The organism is Sodalinema sp., from assembly GCF_046483825.1.
Taxonomy (GTDB): Bacteria; Cyanobacteriota; Cyanobacteriia; order Cyanobacteriales; family Geitlerinemataceae; genus Sodalinema.
The window spans coordinates 1-15,562 of sequence record NZ_JAWOCL010000170.1 but is presented as its reverse complement, the minus strand read 5'-3'; the positions used below and the strand labels follow the sequence as shown (position 1 = coordinate 15,562).

Here is a 15,562-nt window from a genome sequence, read left to right as displayed (position 1 = left end):
TAAGGTTCAAAATGGGTAACGCCCCTTGTAGACTGGAGTCAACGCTAACTGACACCACTATTTAACAAGGGGCGATTTTTTGCATGACCAACTCAGCGGCTGCCTCCGGGACTCTTCGTCCTCCTCTATCTCTGGAGTTTGATGCGATTGTGGTGGGGGCCGGAGCGGCGGGGTTATACTCGGCGCTGTGCTTACCCTCGTCATTACGAGTTGGGTTGTTGACCAAAGATGATTTACCCCTGTCGGCCAGTGACTGGGCTCAGGGAGGGATTGCGGCGGCGATCGCCCCGGATGACTCCCCGACGCTCCATGTGGCCGATACCCTGAAGGCGGGGGCGGGCCTGTGTGATGAGGCGGCGGTGCAGTTTCTGGCCCAACAGGCGCCGGCCTGTGTGCGATCGCTGGTCAAGTTAGGGGTGGCCTTTGATCGCCATCGCGACGACTTAGCCTTAACCCTAGAGGCGGCCCATTCCCGGCGGCGGGTGCTGCACGCGGCGGACACCACAGGGCGGGCCGTGGTCAGTACCCTCAGCCGTCAGGTGGCCGGGCGGCCGAACATTACCACCTTATCGAATGCCTTTGTACTCGATCTGTGGATCGATGAGGCGGGGGGCTGTCGAGGCGTCTCGGTGTTGTATGAGGGTCGGATTTCCTGGGTTCAGGCCCGGGCGGTGGTGTTGGCGACGGGGGGCGGTGGACAGGTGTTTGCGAAAACGACCAATCCTTCGGTGAGTACGGGGGATGGGGTGGCGATCGCGGCCCGGGCTGGGGTCTTGTTACGGGATCTCGAGTTTGTCCAGTTTCACCCAACGGCGTTAACGCTCCCCGAGGCGCCGCGCTTTCTGATTAGTGAGGCGGTACGGGGGGAAGGCGCTCATTTAGTCAATGATGAGGGGCGGCGCTTTGCGTTTGATTATCACCCGGATGGGGAGTTAGCCCCTCGGGATGTGGTCAGTCGGGCCATTTTTCGCTATTTACAAAGTACAGGGGCGGATCCGGCGGATTCTCATGTTTGGCTCGACTGTCGTCCGATTGATCCCGAGAAGCTCAAGCGCCGCTTTCCGAACATTCTTCAGGTCTGTCGTCATTGGGGCATTGACCCGGCGCAGGAGCCGATTCCTGTGGCGCCGGCGGCTCATTACTGGATGGGAGGCATTGTGACGGATTTAGGGGGGCGCACGTCGGTGCCAGGGCTGTATGCGGTCGGAGAAACGGCCAGTACGGGGGTGCATGGGGCCAATCGCTTGGCCAGTAATTCCCTGTTGGAATGTTTGGTGTTTGGGGCGCAGTTGGGCCAGTTGGAGTTACTCCCACCTCGCCCGGGGTCTCCTCGGGAGAAAACGATGGCGGTTCCGTTGGCTGAGTCGGATTCGTTGGACCGGTTAGAGACGATTCGCTATGAGTTACCTCGGCTGGTTTGGAAGAGTGCTGGAATTTGTCGCGAGGCGGGGAGTTTGCAGGGGGCGATCGCCCAAGTGCAGGCGTGGAAGGCCTGGGAGTCGCAATCGGTGCTGGCTCAACAGATGGCTCAACTGACACCGATCGAGAGTTATACGGTATCCTCGGAGATGGCGGCGCAGTTGGTGGCCTGGGGAGAGTTGCGCAATTTGTTGGAGGTGGCGGAGTTGATTCTTAAAAGTGCGGCGTTTCGTTGTGAGAGTCGCGGCGGCCATTATCGCAGCGATTGTCCCGAGACGCGATCGCAGTGGACGGGCCATACCCTGATTCAAGGGGAGCAGGTGTGGCGAAGTGAACCTGTCTAGGGGCGGATTCAGGGAAGACCTGTTGAGAATACGTTAAGTTTGTAACAGAGATAACATCTTGTCTGAGTCAAACTGTTTTAAATGGTTTAGAAGCTTGTTTTTTCGTTAAAATTGAGGAGAAACATCAATAAATTGTTTAAACTGATCAAGACTCTTGACAAGTTGTGATGTTAGATGACAATAACTGGACAAACGACCGAGTTCTGGAGGGACAGCTCCTCCAGTGGTCTTGCGATGGAGCATCAGCGAGGGTTAACGGCTTCCACTACCGGGGCCGGGTGGAACACCCGGTTCGATGTCTGGCTCGTACTCTGACAGTTCAGGTCGCTCAAGTTGAGGAATAGAACGGTTGAAGTCCGAGGCGAAACTTCGTTCTCCGGCGATCGCCCACATGCTGATGGCAAGAAGTACGATACCGATATAGTTGAGGTTCGTCTTCACGGGAGGAATGGCTCCAAAACCACTTAAAAACAATATCTCGGTGTTGAGAGTGTTGTGAGCAACAGGCTGTTACACTCTCTAATATATCAGTGTTTCCACGGAGGTTGCCATATGTTCCGGACAAAACTCTCAGTGACCAAGACGGAGTTGGCCAAATTTTGTCAACACCTTTAAGAGTTTATACGTTTTATTTCAAAAATTACAAGATCGGTGACACCACCTCCCGACGCAATTGAGATCCTTTAACCCGGTTCCCAAGGTTGAGCATCGCCACACCAGATCTGCTGAACTCGGCCGGTGATCCGTTGCTGCAAAACGGGGCTGTTTTGGGCTTGAGAGGATAGGGAACTCCGATTAACCGTCCAGGAGACCTGGGGATCAAATAAAATGAGTTCGGCCGGCTGGTTCGGGGCGATCGCGGCGGGGCGTTGTCCCAAACATTGGGCTGGCCCGGAACTGAGTCCTTGCCATAATTCGAGTGGTGTCCACTCCTCGGTCATCACTAACCGCTGCCACAATAGGGACATTGCCACATCTAAGCCTAAGGTTCCAGGAGGAGATTGAGAAAAAGCAACGGTCTTCTCTTCATAAGTATAAGGGCAATGACCAATGGCGATCGCATCGATCGTGCCACTTTTGACCGCTTCTCGTAAAACTTGGCGATCGCTCGGGGTTCCCAACGGTGGATCAAGATGTAGATTGGGGTCATACTCTCGTAGGTCGCGAGTGTCCCAGAGTAAATGAGTCCAAAGGGTACTCGCGGTGATGGGATAGCCCTTTCCTTTGGCGGCGGCCACGAGTTCCACCGAGCGGGCCGTCGATAGGCCCATCAGATGCACCGGAGTTGGGAACTCAGCGGCTAATTCCAAGATGTGAGCGACAGCGGCGGTTTCCGCACTGGCGGGAATGGGGGAGAGTCCCAGGCGTAGGGTATCAGCACTGTCACGGGCCACACCTTCTCCCATGAGACGGCGATCGCAGCCATAGAGGGCGATGGGAAGATTTAAGCCTTGTCCATACTCCAAAATCCGCCGCAGGAGTCGGTCATCGTTGAGGGGATAGCCATCTGCAAACCCGATAACGTTAGCCTGTTGCAACTCTCGCAGTTGCGTCATCTGTTCTCCCGCACTCCCCTGAGTCAAGGCGCCCCAAAAGAAGAACTGAGGACGAGGGCCAGGGATTCGCTCAATTAAGCCTCGCAGTTGAGCCAACCCCGCCGGTTGATCGAAGAAGCCTCGCTGTTGAGGAATCAGGGCCAGGCGAGTATAGCCGCCAGCGAGAGCGGCGCGGCTGAGGCCCTGCAAGGTTTCGCGCTCTTCAAATCCCGGTTCAGCACTATAACTATAGAGATCGACCAAACCGGGGGCTAGGATTAACCCCTCGGCGTCGAGTTCCCGACAGTCCGAGGGAATCGAGGTCAGGTCAACCCCGACCTGTTCAATGCGTCCGGCCTGTAGCCAAACATCGAGGATGCGATCGCACCCCGATTCAGGATCCAACACGCGAGCGCGCCGGATTACGACAGATTCAGACATCTGCTCACCTGAGCACTCTACCCCAGTCATCGATGCTGTTCCTCCTTGATATTGCTCAGTTGACGGACCATTACAACGCACCAGCGGCGGTTTGGTCAAACACCCCATCATTCAGATGCGCGGTGACATTCGACGTTTGCAGGACCCCATGGCCCCCTGTCCCTTTGGGATAGTCAATGACGCTAACGCAACCATTCCCCTGTTTGAAGTTCCAAAAATGCTCAGGCCCCAGACCAAACAGGTTGCAGAGAATCGCTTTATTGACCGCGTCATGGGCCACGACAATCCCCGTTTCTTGTCGGTCAGCATAGGTTTGGACAATCGCATCCCAGGCGATTTTAGCTCGTTGCCACACTTGGTCGAGGTTTTCCCCATCGGGCATTTGTACGGCTTCTGGGGTCACTTTCCATTGGTCGAGGAGGTCGCCATATTCGGCCTGGATTTCGGCTTCGAGTTTCCCTTCCCAGCGGCCATGACTAATTTCTCGCAGTTGCTCGTTTTCAGCCAGAGTGACGTGGGGGTGATGTTGCAGAATCAGTTGGGCCGTTTCCTTGGGCCGCAACATGGGACTGGTGACGGCGAACCCGATGGGGAGGGATTTGAGGAACTCGGCGACTCGTTGACCTTGGGCGCGACCGTTGTCGTTGAGGGGGACATCGATTTGTCCTTGGAAGCGAGATTCCCGGTTCCATTGGGTTTCCCCGTGACGCACGAGGAGAATCCGCGCTCCCTGATGACCGGGACGCAGGTCAGGGAAGGGGTCACCGCCAAGATGTCCCACTTGGTTCATGGATTCGAGTTGTACGATGTCGTCTAAGCCACCGGCGAAGCGCAGCACGGAGATGTTGCAATTCGACTGTTGGATGACTTGATAGTGTTCAGCCCCAATTCCTAGGGCGGTGGAGATGAGACAGCGGTTGATACCATTGTGGGCGACGACGGCGACGGTTTCCTGGGAATGTTGGCTGAGGAGAAATTGCCAGAATTGTTGGGCTTGGTCGCGCAGGGACCGGACGGGAAAGTGCGATCGCGTTCCCCCGTCGTCTGTGGGAATCTCCATGGAGAAGTTTTTGGGGTCCTGTTTCCAGCGGCGATAGTCGTCGGCGAAGCGTTCTTTGACTTCATCTCGTCGTAGGTCTTCCCAGAGGGGTAAATCGACTTCTAGGAGGAGGTCAGAGGGGTTGGGTTGTAGGTCGCTCGAATGTTCGCTACAGACGATCTCGGCGGTCTCTCTGGCTCGGGCTAGGGGACTACAATAGAGGGTATTGAGGGAGACTTGGTGTAGGGCGCGTCCCACGAGTCGGGCTGAGTCTTGGCCGGCGGGGGTGAGAACGGATTTGTTGCAGCGTCCTTGCATCCGCTGCTCTAGGTTGTAGGTGCTTTGTCCGTGACGAACTAAGATGACGGTAGTAGCCAGGGGTCTATCCTCCAGTGACGGGCTTGGGAGCGTGTCAGCATCGGGGAGTGATGCTGGAGTCAGGGGCGATCGCGCCAATGACCAGAGGCAATTTTAGCACCTGGTCGTCCCCCAAGGGCAAGGGTCGAAAACTCCCAGGAGGGTCTGGGAATGGAGGAGATTTTTGCAATACCATTGAAAATTCTATTTTTTGTATTGTTGGTACACCGGAGCGATAGCTGGCTCTTGAAGGGATGATTTTTTTGTTGTTTAAATCTGAAGTGTTCTTATGTTGTCTTGTAGAAAATAACTCAGTTATTTATCATGAACTTAACTCTTGAACCTATCCTCAAAGACTTAAAAGATGAGTTGACCGCACTTTATCGCGATCGCCTCGTTCATTTAACTCTTTTTGGCTCCCAAGCCCGTGGCGATCACGATTCGGACTCAGATATTGATGTTCTCGTTGTGTTGCGATCGCCGGTTAATCCCGGCGAAGAAATCAGACGGACTGGCAAAATTGTTGCAGATATTTCTCTTGACTATGATGTTGTTATTAGTTGTCTCTTCATAGAGGAAATTCAATATCAGACTCGCAACAATGCTTTGCTTCGCAACATCCGTAAAGACGGTGTCTTGTTATGAACGATGAGCAACCAAAACTCCTGCTGAAGTCCCAAAGTTTAAAAGCTGCATTAGGGTTTGATGGGATCGGGTAACGCCGTCCAAAAAGCTTGTTCAGACCCCTGACGCAGCACATTCGTCGCACAGTGGATGTTACCTTTGAATTCGTGATATTCGGCATCGTTGAGGAAAGCGACGCTGAGTCCGGTTCCCTCGATGAGGTCGAGAAAGACCTGTTGCAAGCGATCGCTGCCATCGATGATTGCCCCGTGAGGATCGGGTACAAGGAGGCGATCGCCCAAAACGAGCAAATTGACCAAATTGGGGAAAATGGCATCACCCAGGGGACGGTAGAGGGCGGGAACGAGACGAATGCGATCGTCCGTCAGTTGAAACTCTTGCTTCAGGGTGTCCAGGATGGGGTTGAGATGGTCCTGTTGCAACATACGGTTATGGTCCATCAGGGAGTCATTCGCTAATAACTGATTGACGCTGGCCTGTCCACTTAAACCTTGGGCCAGGGTCGCCTCGCCGTATCCCTCAGCGGCCAGGTTTTCTAGGAACTCCACCCCAGCTCCCGGAGAGGTCACTAGGGCCAGAAATGACCCGTTTCCGTCGGGGATAAAGCTGACAATTTCATCGACATGACCGATATACAGCCAGGAGGTATCGAGGGCCACGGCGGGGGCCTGAAGGTGTTGCGCGTCGAGAAAGGCGAGGAGTTCTGGGTGGAGGCTATAGTCGTCGGCGACGCCGTAGTAAATCCGACCCCAGGGATAGCCGGGAAGGGGTGGGGAGACTTCTAAATTGCCATACCAGTCAATCCAAGAGTAGGCGGCGGGGAGGGGACGGGGTGCGGCGACGGAAAACCAGCCAAAGTCTCGTCCTAGGAGAGTCCGCGCAAAGCCATCGATGCGGCTACTACGAATCCCGTTGAGGACGGCGGGAATCACATGGAGTTCGCCGCGACTGGGAAACTGCATGAAGCCGATTTCCATGGTGTCTTGCATCCAGAGGATACCGCTGGAGTCGGTGCTGAGATCGAGGTTTTGGGCCTGGGTTTCGGCGGCGAGTTGGGGGAGGAAGGTACTGTTGGACTGGGGACTGACAAACACTCGTTTTGGGGGGTTGAGGTTGGATGGAATCAGCCAGGGGGTGACGCGCATGGCGAGGCGATCGCGTTGCACAATTTCGCCTCCATCGGGGATAAAGGCGGTGACGACAGCAAAGCCATTCCAGTCCTGATTCGCAAAGTCTGTGGCTTCCATCCCGATGACCAGGTTACGGCTGCGGTTCAGGGGGGTTTGTCCGGTTAAATCGACGGGAATCCAGCCTTGGTGGGTTCGCTGAAAGGCGCGTAGGTGGGGACGTGCGGCGTGGTTGGCGTGGAGGAAGAGGGGGGAGTCTTGCCAGGGTTCGGGGATGGTGAGGCGCAGCAGGGCCAGTTCGCGATCGCGCGCGAAGTCGATGGGACGGGAGTTTTGCCAGTCGGGGATACCGTTGAGGTTGTCGTCGTCTTGGTTAAACGGAAGCAGGATTCCGGTGTCCCAGGACCAGCGATCGCGTCCCTCAAGATCCTCGGGTTTGCGGACAATTCCATTGCGGTTGGTGTCGCCGTAGAGGACCATCTGGGCCTTGGGTTCTCTGGCTATCCTTGGGGGGGATTCGCTGACATCTTCTAGGGAGAGGTCATCGACGGAGGTTTCTAGGCGGGAGAGGAGATCACCGGGGACCAGTTGTCGGGGGAAGAGTCCGCCAGTGAGGCGATGAGCGTTGACAATGAGGAGAAAGGCGATCGCGATCGCCAACCAATACCGTCGTTTCATAGTCTATCCAATAATTACCGCGATCGCCCTGAATGACAAGGAACCAGAGTATCATAACAAAATGAGCTTGTACGTTTCAAAGACCGATTGGAGTTTCCTCAAAATCTCTAAAAATAAATCATCGCATTTCCGTAATTTGGTAAAATAGCTATTGAAAGGTAGTTTGTCCATTCACAGAACCTATCGATTTTATGAATCCGACCCCTCCCCAATGCCAGAATCTGGATACTCAGGTGCAAACCTTGGTTCAACTTCAGGAGGCAGAATCGAACCTTACTACTCAGGATACGGCAACAATCCGCACGTCTTTAAATAAAGCTATCTCGCCTCGCTTTGAAATTGTCTTTGCGGGAGCCTTTAGTGCTGGGAAATCGATGTTGATTAACGCACTTTTGGAGCGAGAACTGCTCTATAGCGCCCAAGGTCACGCCACGGGGACGGAATGCTACATTGAATATGAGCCAGATCCGACTCAGGAACGAGTTGAGTTAACCTTTCTCAGTCAAGTGGAAATTCGTCAACAAATTGGCGAGTTGAGCCAACTGCTAGCCATTTCTGAAATGGGAGATCTCAGTGATACCCAGCAACTGGATAAACTTAGCCAGATGTCTCAGGGAATTTGGGAAGCGGAAGGGGGAGAAAGTCGCACGGAACGGGCAAAACAGGCGAAGTTATTGGAACAGCTTGTTCTGGGTTGGCAAGCCAATCGCGATCGCATTGATACTCTCAACAATGCCACTTACTCGATGGCGCAATTGAACGCCAATAGCCTTGATGAAGCCTCCCAATATGCCCGGCGCAGTCAAAATAGTTCGGTTCTCAAGAAAATCAACTATTACTGTCATCATCCGCTCTTGGAAGATGGCAATGTCATTATTGACACGCCTGGCATTGATGCCCCAGTCAAAAAAGATGCAAAAATTGCCTATGATAAGATTGAGCATCCCGACACATCGGCGGTTATTTGTGTGTTTAAAACAGCGGCAAATGGGGAGCTGACAACCGAGGAAACCCAGTTACTGGAGCGGATTCAGAAGAGTCCGGGAATTCGCGATCGCGTCTTTTATGCCTTCAATTACATCGATGCCACCTGGTATGATGACCAACTTCGCAATCGCCTAGAATACCAGATTAAATCGCAATTCCGAGGCGGCGATCGCATTTATAAAACCAGTGCCTTGCTCGGATTTTATGGCAGTCAAATTCGCCAAGCCAGTCCCGAAAATCATTGGGGACTCGACAGCATTTTTGCCAACACTCCCTCGACATTCGACCAACAAGACCTGACCCCAAAATTCATCTTCGAGTTTAACCGCTATTTCTCCACCCCAGGACGTTTATCTCGGACCCGGTTTCCCAGCACCCCAGCCATTAGTAACGCCGACAGCGAGAAAGAGCAATATCAGCAAATCCTTAACACCTATGGACAAGAACTGATTGAACAACTGGTTCGCGACAGTGGAATTCAGGACTTCCGGCGAGACATCACTCGCTACCTCATGGAAGACCGCCGTCCCCAACTCTTTGAAGCACTCGCCAATGACCTGCGACCACTTTGTATTGAAGTCCGCAACGACTACATCAAAACTTGGAAAGAGTTAGAAAGCCAACCCCAAGAAATTGACACCATCAAAGAGCAGCAGGTTCAACAACTCAACAAAGAACTCAAACAGATTGGCGACGACTTTAAAGACCATGTCAGCACCTATCTCAATGAGTCCATCGCCGACAAAAACAACACCAGCTACGAGCGGGACTTCCGCCAGTTACAAAAGCGGATGTTGCAAAAACTCGATGACTTAATTGAAGAGTTTTCCGTTGGCGAAACCTACAAACTCGCTCAAAAAAGTCACCCTGAAAATGCCGTTGTTCCCATGATGGCAATTTTGGTTGAAGCCTTTTATACCCTCGCCAATCAACTCAAAGCGGTGTTAATCAACGCCTCGGAAGAGTTAGTCGCCAACTATTTCTTCCAATTGCGGGAGAGTATCCATAACGCCGAGTTTTACAATAAACTCTATCGTTTCCTCGGCAATGATGCCGCAATTGACCAGAATCTCTCGCGACTGGAGGAGCGAGTGCGGGATTTTGTCGTCGGACAAGCGGGGTATGAATGTGATACTTATGTTCGAGAAACCCCGGAATTTTATGGAGAAAACACCGTCCCTAACTTCCAACTGCGTCAAACCTTGCAACAAGCCTGTCGTTCCCAGGATTATGAGGGGATGGTGGCGGCGGAACCGGCGATTCGTCAATTATTGCAAGTCGATTTTGAGAAAAAGGTCAAAAATACGGTCATTCGTCGCTTTCGTACGGTTCTCAACAGCATTCTCAATGAGCGTCTGTTCAAGATGGCCAACGAACAATCCCAGACCATTTTATCTCAGTATGAATTGGCGCGGACGAATTTGGCGAAAACCCTAGACCGGGAAGCCGAAGCGAAACTCGATAGTAATCGCCAACGCCAGGCGGCGGTTCGGGAGAAGATTGAGCAATATAATGAGGCGATTGCTGGGGTTAACGGCTGTCTGGAGGAAATGAGTCTTGGCCGGGTGAAACTCCCGCCAGTTCAGGAGACGGATTTACAGATTTTCACGCCGACGACGATGATATCAGAGGATATTTCTGAGGCTGAGGAGAATTTGGAAGTGGCTCCTTCTGAGGCTGAGCGAGTTACTGAGGAGACGGTGGCTGCAACGCCTGAAACCACGTTCCCCGTTCCCGATGAGGATTCGGACTTCTCCAGTTTCGGTGACAGCTAATCTTAAGTCATCATCCTAATCAACGGATAGATGTGACGCCGAGTTTGCTGAGGTTGCATCCTAGGAGAGCCTTGAGATAGACTATCAGGGGGATAACTTGCCGGAGTTGTTTCCCCTGATGAGTCTTTGAGTGTTAAGGAGGACATCTCACCTCAATCATGGCGGTGTGTTTTACAGATAGGGAACTCAGAAGAGCTTGGGAGAACAATTTACAAGCCTTTCAAGAGAGTGCATCGAAAAGCAATGCTCACCGACTCCTGTTATTTTATGCCGTCGAATGTGGACTCAAACTGGCGCTAATGAAACGAGAAGGTGCAACTTGCACCGCAGACTGTCCACAACTACTGGATATACAGCATGATATCAATGCACTTCTAGATGCGCTTAAAACAGGTCGTGATTACAATTTACCCAAATCATTATCAATGGGGTTTGTTAGAATCAATCAGAAGAGAAGAGAGCGTAAAATAAGTCCGGGTCAAATTAACCAAATGTGGCGGTATGGTGGTCATCTTCATACTAACTCTCGTGACTCAAGCTCGTTTCAATCTGATATCGATATTGAAAAAGCATTACTTAAAATTTGTCAGTGGCTAGAAGACAATGAAAATTTATAGATTTCAGGAAACTATTCATCTATGAACAACTCACGGCTTTTGACTTGGTTAGATGTCCAACGGTTCATACGAGAGAAAACCTATGATGGGACTCAAATCCCCTCCGGAATCACTCGAATTGACTGTTTTTCAGATGCCTTAGAAGTTGAAATACCTTCAGAATCTAGTAAGGCTGACGTGGATAATCTCCTCAGAGATTGGTTTTTAGACCGATATAAATCGGATTCAGATTCGGATTCAATCTACTTAGATTTTGGTGAAGCGGAGCTGCCTGTTGAATTTATCGTCAAAGAACCCAGACTGAGAGCTGTACAACGAAAATTTCGTCCATTTTGGAGCAATGTTATTTATCGTCAACAGCATTTAGAGGGGGAGTCACAAACTCAGGGTTTAGACGACTTAACCCCCCTAACAGCACCGCAAATGGTCACTTTTTACTCCTTTAAAGGAGGGGTAGGTCGGACGCTCCATCTTGCTGCTTATGTCTTTGCACTACTGGATGCAGCCAAATCTCAAAATAAACCAATTACTGTTTTAGTGATTGATGCTGACTTGGAAGCTCCCGGTTTAACCTATTGGGACCAAGCGAGTCACCAGCCTGCTTTTGCTTCATTTATTGATTTTTTAGAGATTTATCACTATAGTCCTGTCCCTAAAAAAGAAGCATTAGACCTATTTGCAAAAGAAGTTAAAAAAACAGCCAAGCGAGAGGGGAAATCCACCCTCTATTTTCTGCCCGCTTTTTTAAGGCAAGAACAATTACTTGATACTCAAGTTCTTCCTGAACATTTAGCACGAACCGGGTCTTGGACTTGTAGCCAAGCCATTCATGAGTTGGGTCGTCATTTGGGTGCAGATTATGTATTTATTGACTTGCGTGCGGGATTGAGTGAGATTGCGAGTCCGCTTCTGTTTGATTCGCGGATGCAACGCTTTTTTGTGACCACGGCTGCTAGACAGTCTGTGGAAGGGCTAACCTTGGTGTTGCAACAAGTGAGCCGTCTTGCACCGGGGAGTGAGGAGATTGACTCCGGTCATTTTTATGACCCGTCAGTGTTGATAAGTTTCTTAACGCCAGAGTTAAAGCAGTTACCCGAGTTTGAAGAGGCTTTGATTCAGTTTCGGGAAGCTTATGCACAGGCACAAACTGCTGAAGAGGATGAGTTTTATTCTAAGCGACTTGAAATTTTAGAGACGGACTTTAGTCAGCAACTCCTTTATATTAATACTTGGGATGAAGCGAAAGAAAAGTTGGCAGCAACTTCTCTCATGAAGGTGGCTCAAGATTGGGCAAACAATCAACTTGAGGCGGCAACATCTGATGTCTTTCAATCAGTCTCTGATGAGCGTAAGCTGTCCTCTGTTGAAGAGGAGTTGAGGCGGTTTAAAGAAACCTGCGGTCAGTATGAATTTTCTGAAAATGGGAAAGGAGAGAGCTTGCTAGTTACGGAACCGCTGAAAAACTTGGCGGCCCATTTTCAGGATGATTTACCCAAGGTAGTTTCTTTGGGTTCTAAAGGTGCGGGTAAAACCTTTACCTATCTTCAGCTTGCACGGTTAAAATACTGGCAAAGGTTTTTGGGGACAGTATTGAGTTTTTCTCAGGAGTCACAAGAGGGGCAAACGTATATTTTTCCTTTGTTAGAGTCTGATAATCTTGCTGAATCAGCTCAGCAACAGACTCGCGAAGCACGAGAGGACTTTCGCCGTCATCTTCAGGCTCATGTTCCGGGGGAGAGTTCGGAAATGCTGATGTCAGAGTTAAGGGAAAAGGTCAAGATATTTTCGCGAGAGAGTCATGATGAGTTAGATTGGAAAGAGTTTTGGCTTGGGTTAATAGCTCAAGGGTTGAATTTGCCATTAAGCCGTTCCAGTATTTCTGAAATCAACAATTTCTTGAAAAGCCATAGTATTAAAGTTGTGATGCTGTTTGATGGATTAGAAGATGTATTTCAAGAAGCGGTGTCTAATCCGAATGAACAAGCGGCTATCCGTGCTTTGATTAACTTACCTAAGCAATTTTCAGAGTTGAGGCAATCTCATTTAGGCTTAGTTATTTTCTTAAGGTATGATTATCTAAAATATAGCATCCATCAAAATACAGCTCAATTTGAGAATTTGTATCGAGGCTATGAGTTGAGTTGGAATTTGGAGTCTTTCCTAAAACTGGTGTATTGGATGTGCGCTCAAGCTCAGGTAATGGAGGTGAGTCCAGACGAAATTGAAGGATTGAATCGGGAGGAACTTGAAGATAGACTGGAAGCCTTATGGGGAAAAAAATTAGGCAAGTCTACCAGTAAAGAAGCCTATACCAGTAACTGGGTGTTTGCTGCACTGACGGATTTTAAGGGACGACTCCAGGCTCGTGATATTGTGCGCCTACTGTATCATGCGGCTGAAATTAGTCTCAGTCAAAGTCAAGAAGTTCAATTGCAGCGATGGTCATCAGACCGTTTGCTTCCCCCTCAAGCGATTCGGCGAGCCTTGGAACCCTGTAGTCAGAAGAAAGTCGAGGAGGCGGAACAGGAATATCCCCAATTTAAGGAATGGCGAGAGACAATTCCCAAGGGGAGTGAACGGGTGGTTCCGTTTACCCTGGAGGACTTTGAGTTAGAGGCGGGACATCTGAAGTTATTGGAGGAGATGGGTGTAATTTACGAACATCGGGAAAAGAATGGTACAGTGCGTTATTATATGCCAGAGATTTTTCGGAAAGGACTGGGGTTTGAGTTAAATGGCGGCGCCAGGCCCCGAGTTCTGGCGTTGAAGCGTAAGGCGCTCAAGAGCCAGTTGTAAGTGAGTGTTTTGTCCTAGTTTTTAGTGGAGATACTCCATGATGGAACCCACACCCCGCATTATTTTCCCCCCACAGGTTCGCCGTTATGTCTATGAACGGGATAATTTTACCTGCGTCGCCTGTGGGAAGACTCACCAGGAGGCTCAATTAACGATTGACCATATTATCCCGGTCTCGAAAGGGGGGAGTCATGATTTAAGTAATCTGCAAACTCTCTGTTTTACCTGCAATCGTCTTAAAAGTAATCATGCAGACCCCCGGTTTCGCCGTCGTTATAGCGATTGAGAACGGTTAACCCCAAGGGATGGCCCCTATAATTAGGTTGAACTGAATTCTGGATTTTCGATGACGACACCCTTATCTCAAGGTCGCTCATTCTACCAATCTGAACCTCTGATTGCTCGCTTGCGGGGAATTATCCGCGATTATCCCGAGGGAGTGGGGATTATTAAGGAGTTGATTCAGAATGCGGATGATGCGGGAGCGACTCGGGTGGAAATTACCCTAGATTGGCGAACCCATGAGGCGGCGGCGGTTCCGGGGAATTTGCAGAAACTCCTGGGACCGGCCATGTTGGTCTATAACAATAGTAGCTTCGGCGATCGCGATTTTGAGAGTATCCGCAGCCTAGGACAAAGTCAGAAAGCGACGGATTTGCAGAAAACCGGACGCTTTGGGATTGGCTTTAATGCGGTGTATCACGTCACCGACTATCCCAGTTTCATCTCCCGTGAACGGCTGATTTTCTTTGACCCCCATGGGGATGCGGTTCCGGGAACCTCGAAGGCGGAACCGGGACGAGAATGGGAGTTCGCCGCGAGTGGCTGGTGGGAGGATTATCCCGAGGTGATGGCCATTTATGAAGCTGGGGGGGTTCCTCGGGGAACTCGGGATTTTCAGGGAACGCTGTTTCGTTTACCGCTGCGAACGCCGCAACAGGCTGAGGTGAGTGAGATTCGCAATCAACCCTTTGAGGAGTCCAATGTTCGGGAACTGTTGACGGAGTTGCAAGATTGCGGCGAGGAGTTGTTGTTGTTCCTCAAGTCAATTGTTGAGATTCACGTATTTGAGATTGCGGCTGATGCTGGGGGGGACCGGGAGGAGGTGTTGCGGATTACCACCGAGAATCCTGAGGAGGTGACGGCGGCTCGTCAGCAGTTGATGACGGCGATTCCGGAAACGGCGGTGGAGTTGATTGAAGCCTGTCGCCGTCAAGGGAATGTGTTGGGGTTAGTGTCGTATCGTCATCATCTCGAAACGGTGAGTTCTCAGCAGGTGACGAGTTCGAGTTGGCGGATTGTGCAGTTGCTTCGCATTGATGAGGGGGAGGAGTTGGCGATGGTGATTCGCTCCCTGTCGGAGAATCAGGAGAAGGTGTTACCTTGGACGGGAGCGGCGGCCAGGATTACAGCCAGTCGGACGAAAGGGGTTCCGGCGGCGGTTCAGGGAAAGGTGTATTGTTTTCTCCCGCTTCCGTTGGCGTCGGGATGGCCGATTCATCTGAATGGCTTTTTTAATTTAAATAGTTCTCGGGATAATCTCAGTAGTGATTCGGGACAGACGGGAAAGGACCGTCCGCGAGCGGTTTGGAATCAACGGTTGGCTCAGCATGGGTTGGCGATCGCCTGCGCGGAGTTATATCGTAGTTTGGTGGATGATATTGGCCGGGAGAGTCCCGAGGCATTTTATAAGCTGTTCCCGACGGAGAAAATTACCACCAGTCCGGCATTGGGTCAGTTACATTTAGAGGTCTTTAAGCATCTGGCTCAGCGTCCGGTGATTCGCTCCACGGTTCGGGAAG

Annotated in this window: 11 protein-coding genes; 7 read left to right on the top strand and 4 right to left on the bottom strand. The window is 51.1% G+C overall.

Going from position 1 to position 15,562, the window contains the following annotated elements; all coding sequences use genetic code 11:
• The first annotated feature begins 83 nt into the window (after nucleotides 1–83).
• Nucleotides 84–1,763, top strand: a complete 1,680-nt coding sequence (nadB, locus tag R6U67_RS10960) for an L-aspartate oxidase (RefSeq protein WP_410252578.1) — start codon at nucleotides 84–86, stop codon at nucleotides 1,761–1,763.
• A gap of 252 nt (nucleotides 1,764–2,015) precedes the next feature.
• Here the strand turns inward: nadB and R6U67_RS10955 are convergent, their stop codons facing one another.
• The 3 genes from R6U67_RS10955 to R6U67_RS10945 form a co-directional block, all read right to left on the bottom strand.
• A complete protein-coding gene (locus R6U67_RS10955) occupies nucleotides 2,016–2,204 on the bottom strand; it encodes a hypothetical protein (RefSeq protein ID WP_410252577.1) in 189 nt (62 codons plus the stop codon).
• A gap of 242 nt (nucleotides 2,205–2,446) precedes the next feature.
• Entirely contained in the window at nucleotides 2,447–3,739 is a 1,293-nt protein-coding gene (locus tag R6U67_RS10950) for a dihydroorotase (RefSeq protein ID WP_410252576.1), read from the bottom strand.
• Between the two features lie 70 nt (nucleotides 3,740–3,809).
• Nucleotides 3,810–5,156 (bottom strand): histidine phosphatase family protein, encoded by a 1,347-nt coding sequence (locus R6U67_RS10945; protein ID WP_410252593.1) that lies wholly within the window; start codon nucleotides 5,154–5,156, stop codon nucleotides 3,810–3,812.
• A gap of 303 nt (nucleotides 5,157–5,459) precedes the next feature.
• Between R6U67_RS10945 and R6U67_RS10940 the strand changes: the two genes are divergently transcribed.
• Nucleotides 5,460–5,780, top strand: a complete 321-nt coding sequence (locus tag R6U67_RS10940) for a nucleotidyltransferase domain-containing protein (protein WP_410252575.1) — start codon at nucleotides 5,460–5,462, stop codon at nucleotides 5,778–5,780.
• A 50-nt stretch (nucleotides 5,781–5,830) separates the two neighbouring features.
• On the opposite strand, the gene R6U67_RS10935 is transcribed toward R6U67_RS10940, so the two are convergent.
• On the bottom strand, nucleotides 5,831–7,585 hold the full coding sequence (locus tag R6U67_RS10935; RefSeq protein ID WP_410252574.1) for a protein-arginine deiminase family protein: 1,755 nt from the start codon (nucleotides 7,583–7,585) through the stop codon (nucleotides 5,831–5,833).
• A gap of 191 nt (nucleotides 7,586–7,776) precedes the next feature.
• Between R6U67_RS10935 and R6U67_RS10930 the strand changes: the two genes are divergently transcribed.
• The 5 genes from R6U67_RS10930 to R6U67_RS10910 all read left to right on the top strand — a co-directional run.
• On the top strand, nucleotides 7,777–10,347 hold the full coding sequence (locus R6U67_RS10930) for a dynamin family protein (protein ID WP_410252573.1): 2,571 nt from the start codon (nucleotides 7,777–7,779) through the stop codon (nucleotides 10,345–10,347).
• A gap of 158 nt (nucleotides 10,348–10,505) precedes the next feature.
• The gene (locus tag R6U67_RS10925) at nucleotides 10,506–10,964 is read left to right on the top strand and encodes a hypothetical protein (protein WP_190303934.1); all 459 of its coding nucleotides are present in this window, start codon (nucleotides 10,506–10,508) and stop codon (nucleotides 10,962–10,964) included.
• A 423-nt stretch (nucleotides 10,965–11,387) separates the two neighbouring features.
• A complete protein-coding gene (locus tag R6U67_RS10920; RefSeq protein WP_410252572.1) occupies nucleotides 11,388–13,760 on the top strand; it encodes a ParA family protein in 2,373 nt (790 codons plus the stop codon).
• Between the two features lie 40 nt (nucleotides 13,761–13,800).
• Complete coding sequence (locus R6U67_RS10915; RefSeq protein ID WP_410252592.1) at nucleotides 13,801–14,046, top strand: HNH endonuclease; 246 nt, start codon at nucleotides 13,801–13,803, stop codon at nucleotides 14,044–14,046.
• A gap of 60 nt (nucleotides 14,047–14,106) precedes the next feature.
• On the top strand, nucleotides 14,107–15,562 hold a 1,456-nt coding region (locus R6U67_RS10910; protein WP_410252571.1), incomplete at its 3' end, for a sacsin N-terminal ATP-binding-like domain-containing protein.

Coding starts and splice junctions, on each gene's coding strand:
- nadB (WP_410252578.1), top strand. CDS start 84: ATGACCAACTCAGCGGCTGCCTCCGGGACTCTTCGTCCTCCTCTATCT.
- R6U67_RS10950 (WP_410252576.1), bottom strand. CDS start 3,739: ATGTCTGAATCTGTCGTAATCCGGCGCGCTCGCGTGTTGGATCCTGAA.
- R6U67_RS10940 (WP_410252575.1), top strand. CDS start 5,460: ATGAACTTAACTCTTGAACCTATCCTCAAAGACTTAAAAGATGAGTTG.
- R6U67_RS10935 (WP_410252574.1), bottom strand. CDS start 7,585: ATGAAACGACGGTATTGGTTGGCGATCGCGATCGCCTTTCTCCTCATT.
- R6U67_RS10930 (WP_410252573.1), top strand. CDS start 7,777: ATGAATCCGACCCCTCCCCAATGCCAGAATCTGGATACTCAGGTGCAA.
- R6U67_RS10925 (WP_190303934.1), top strand. CDS start 10,506: ATGGCGGTGTGTTTTACAGATAGGGAACTCAGAAGAGCTTGGGAGAAC.
- R6U67_RS10920 (WP_410252572.1), top strand. CDS start 11,388: ATGGTCACTTTTTACTCCTTTAAAGGAGGGGTAGGTCGGACGCTCCAT.
- R6U67_RS10915 (WP_410252592.1), top strand. CDS start 13,801: ATGGAACCCACACCCCGCATTATTTTCCCCCCACAGGTTCGCCGTTAT.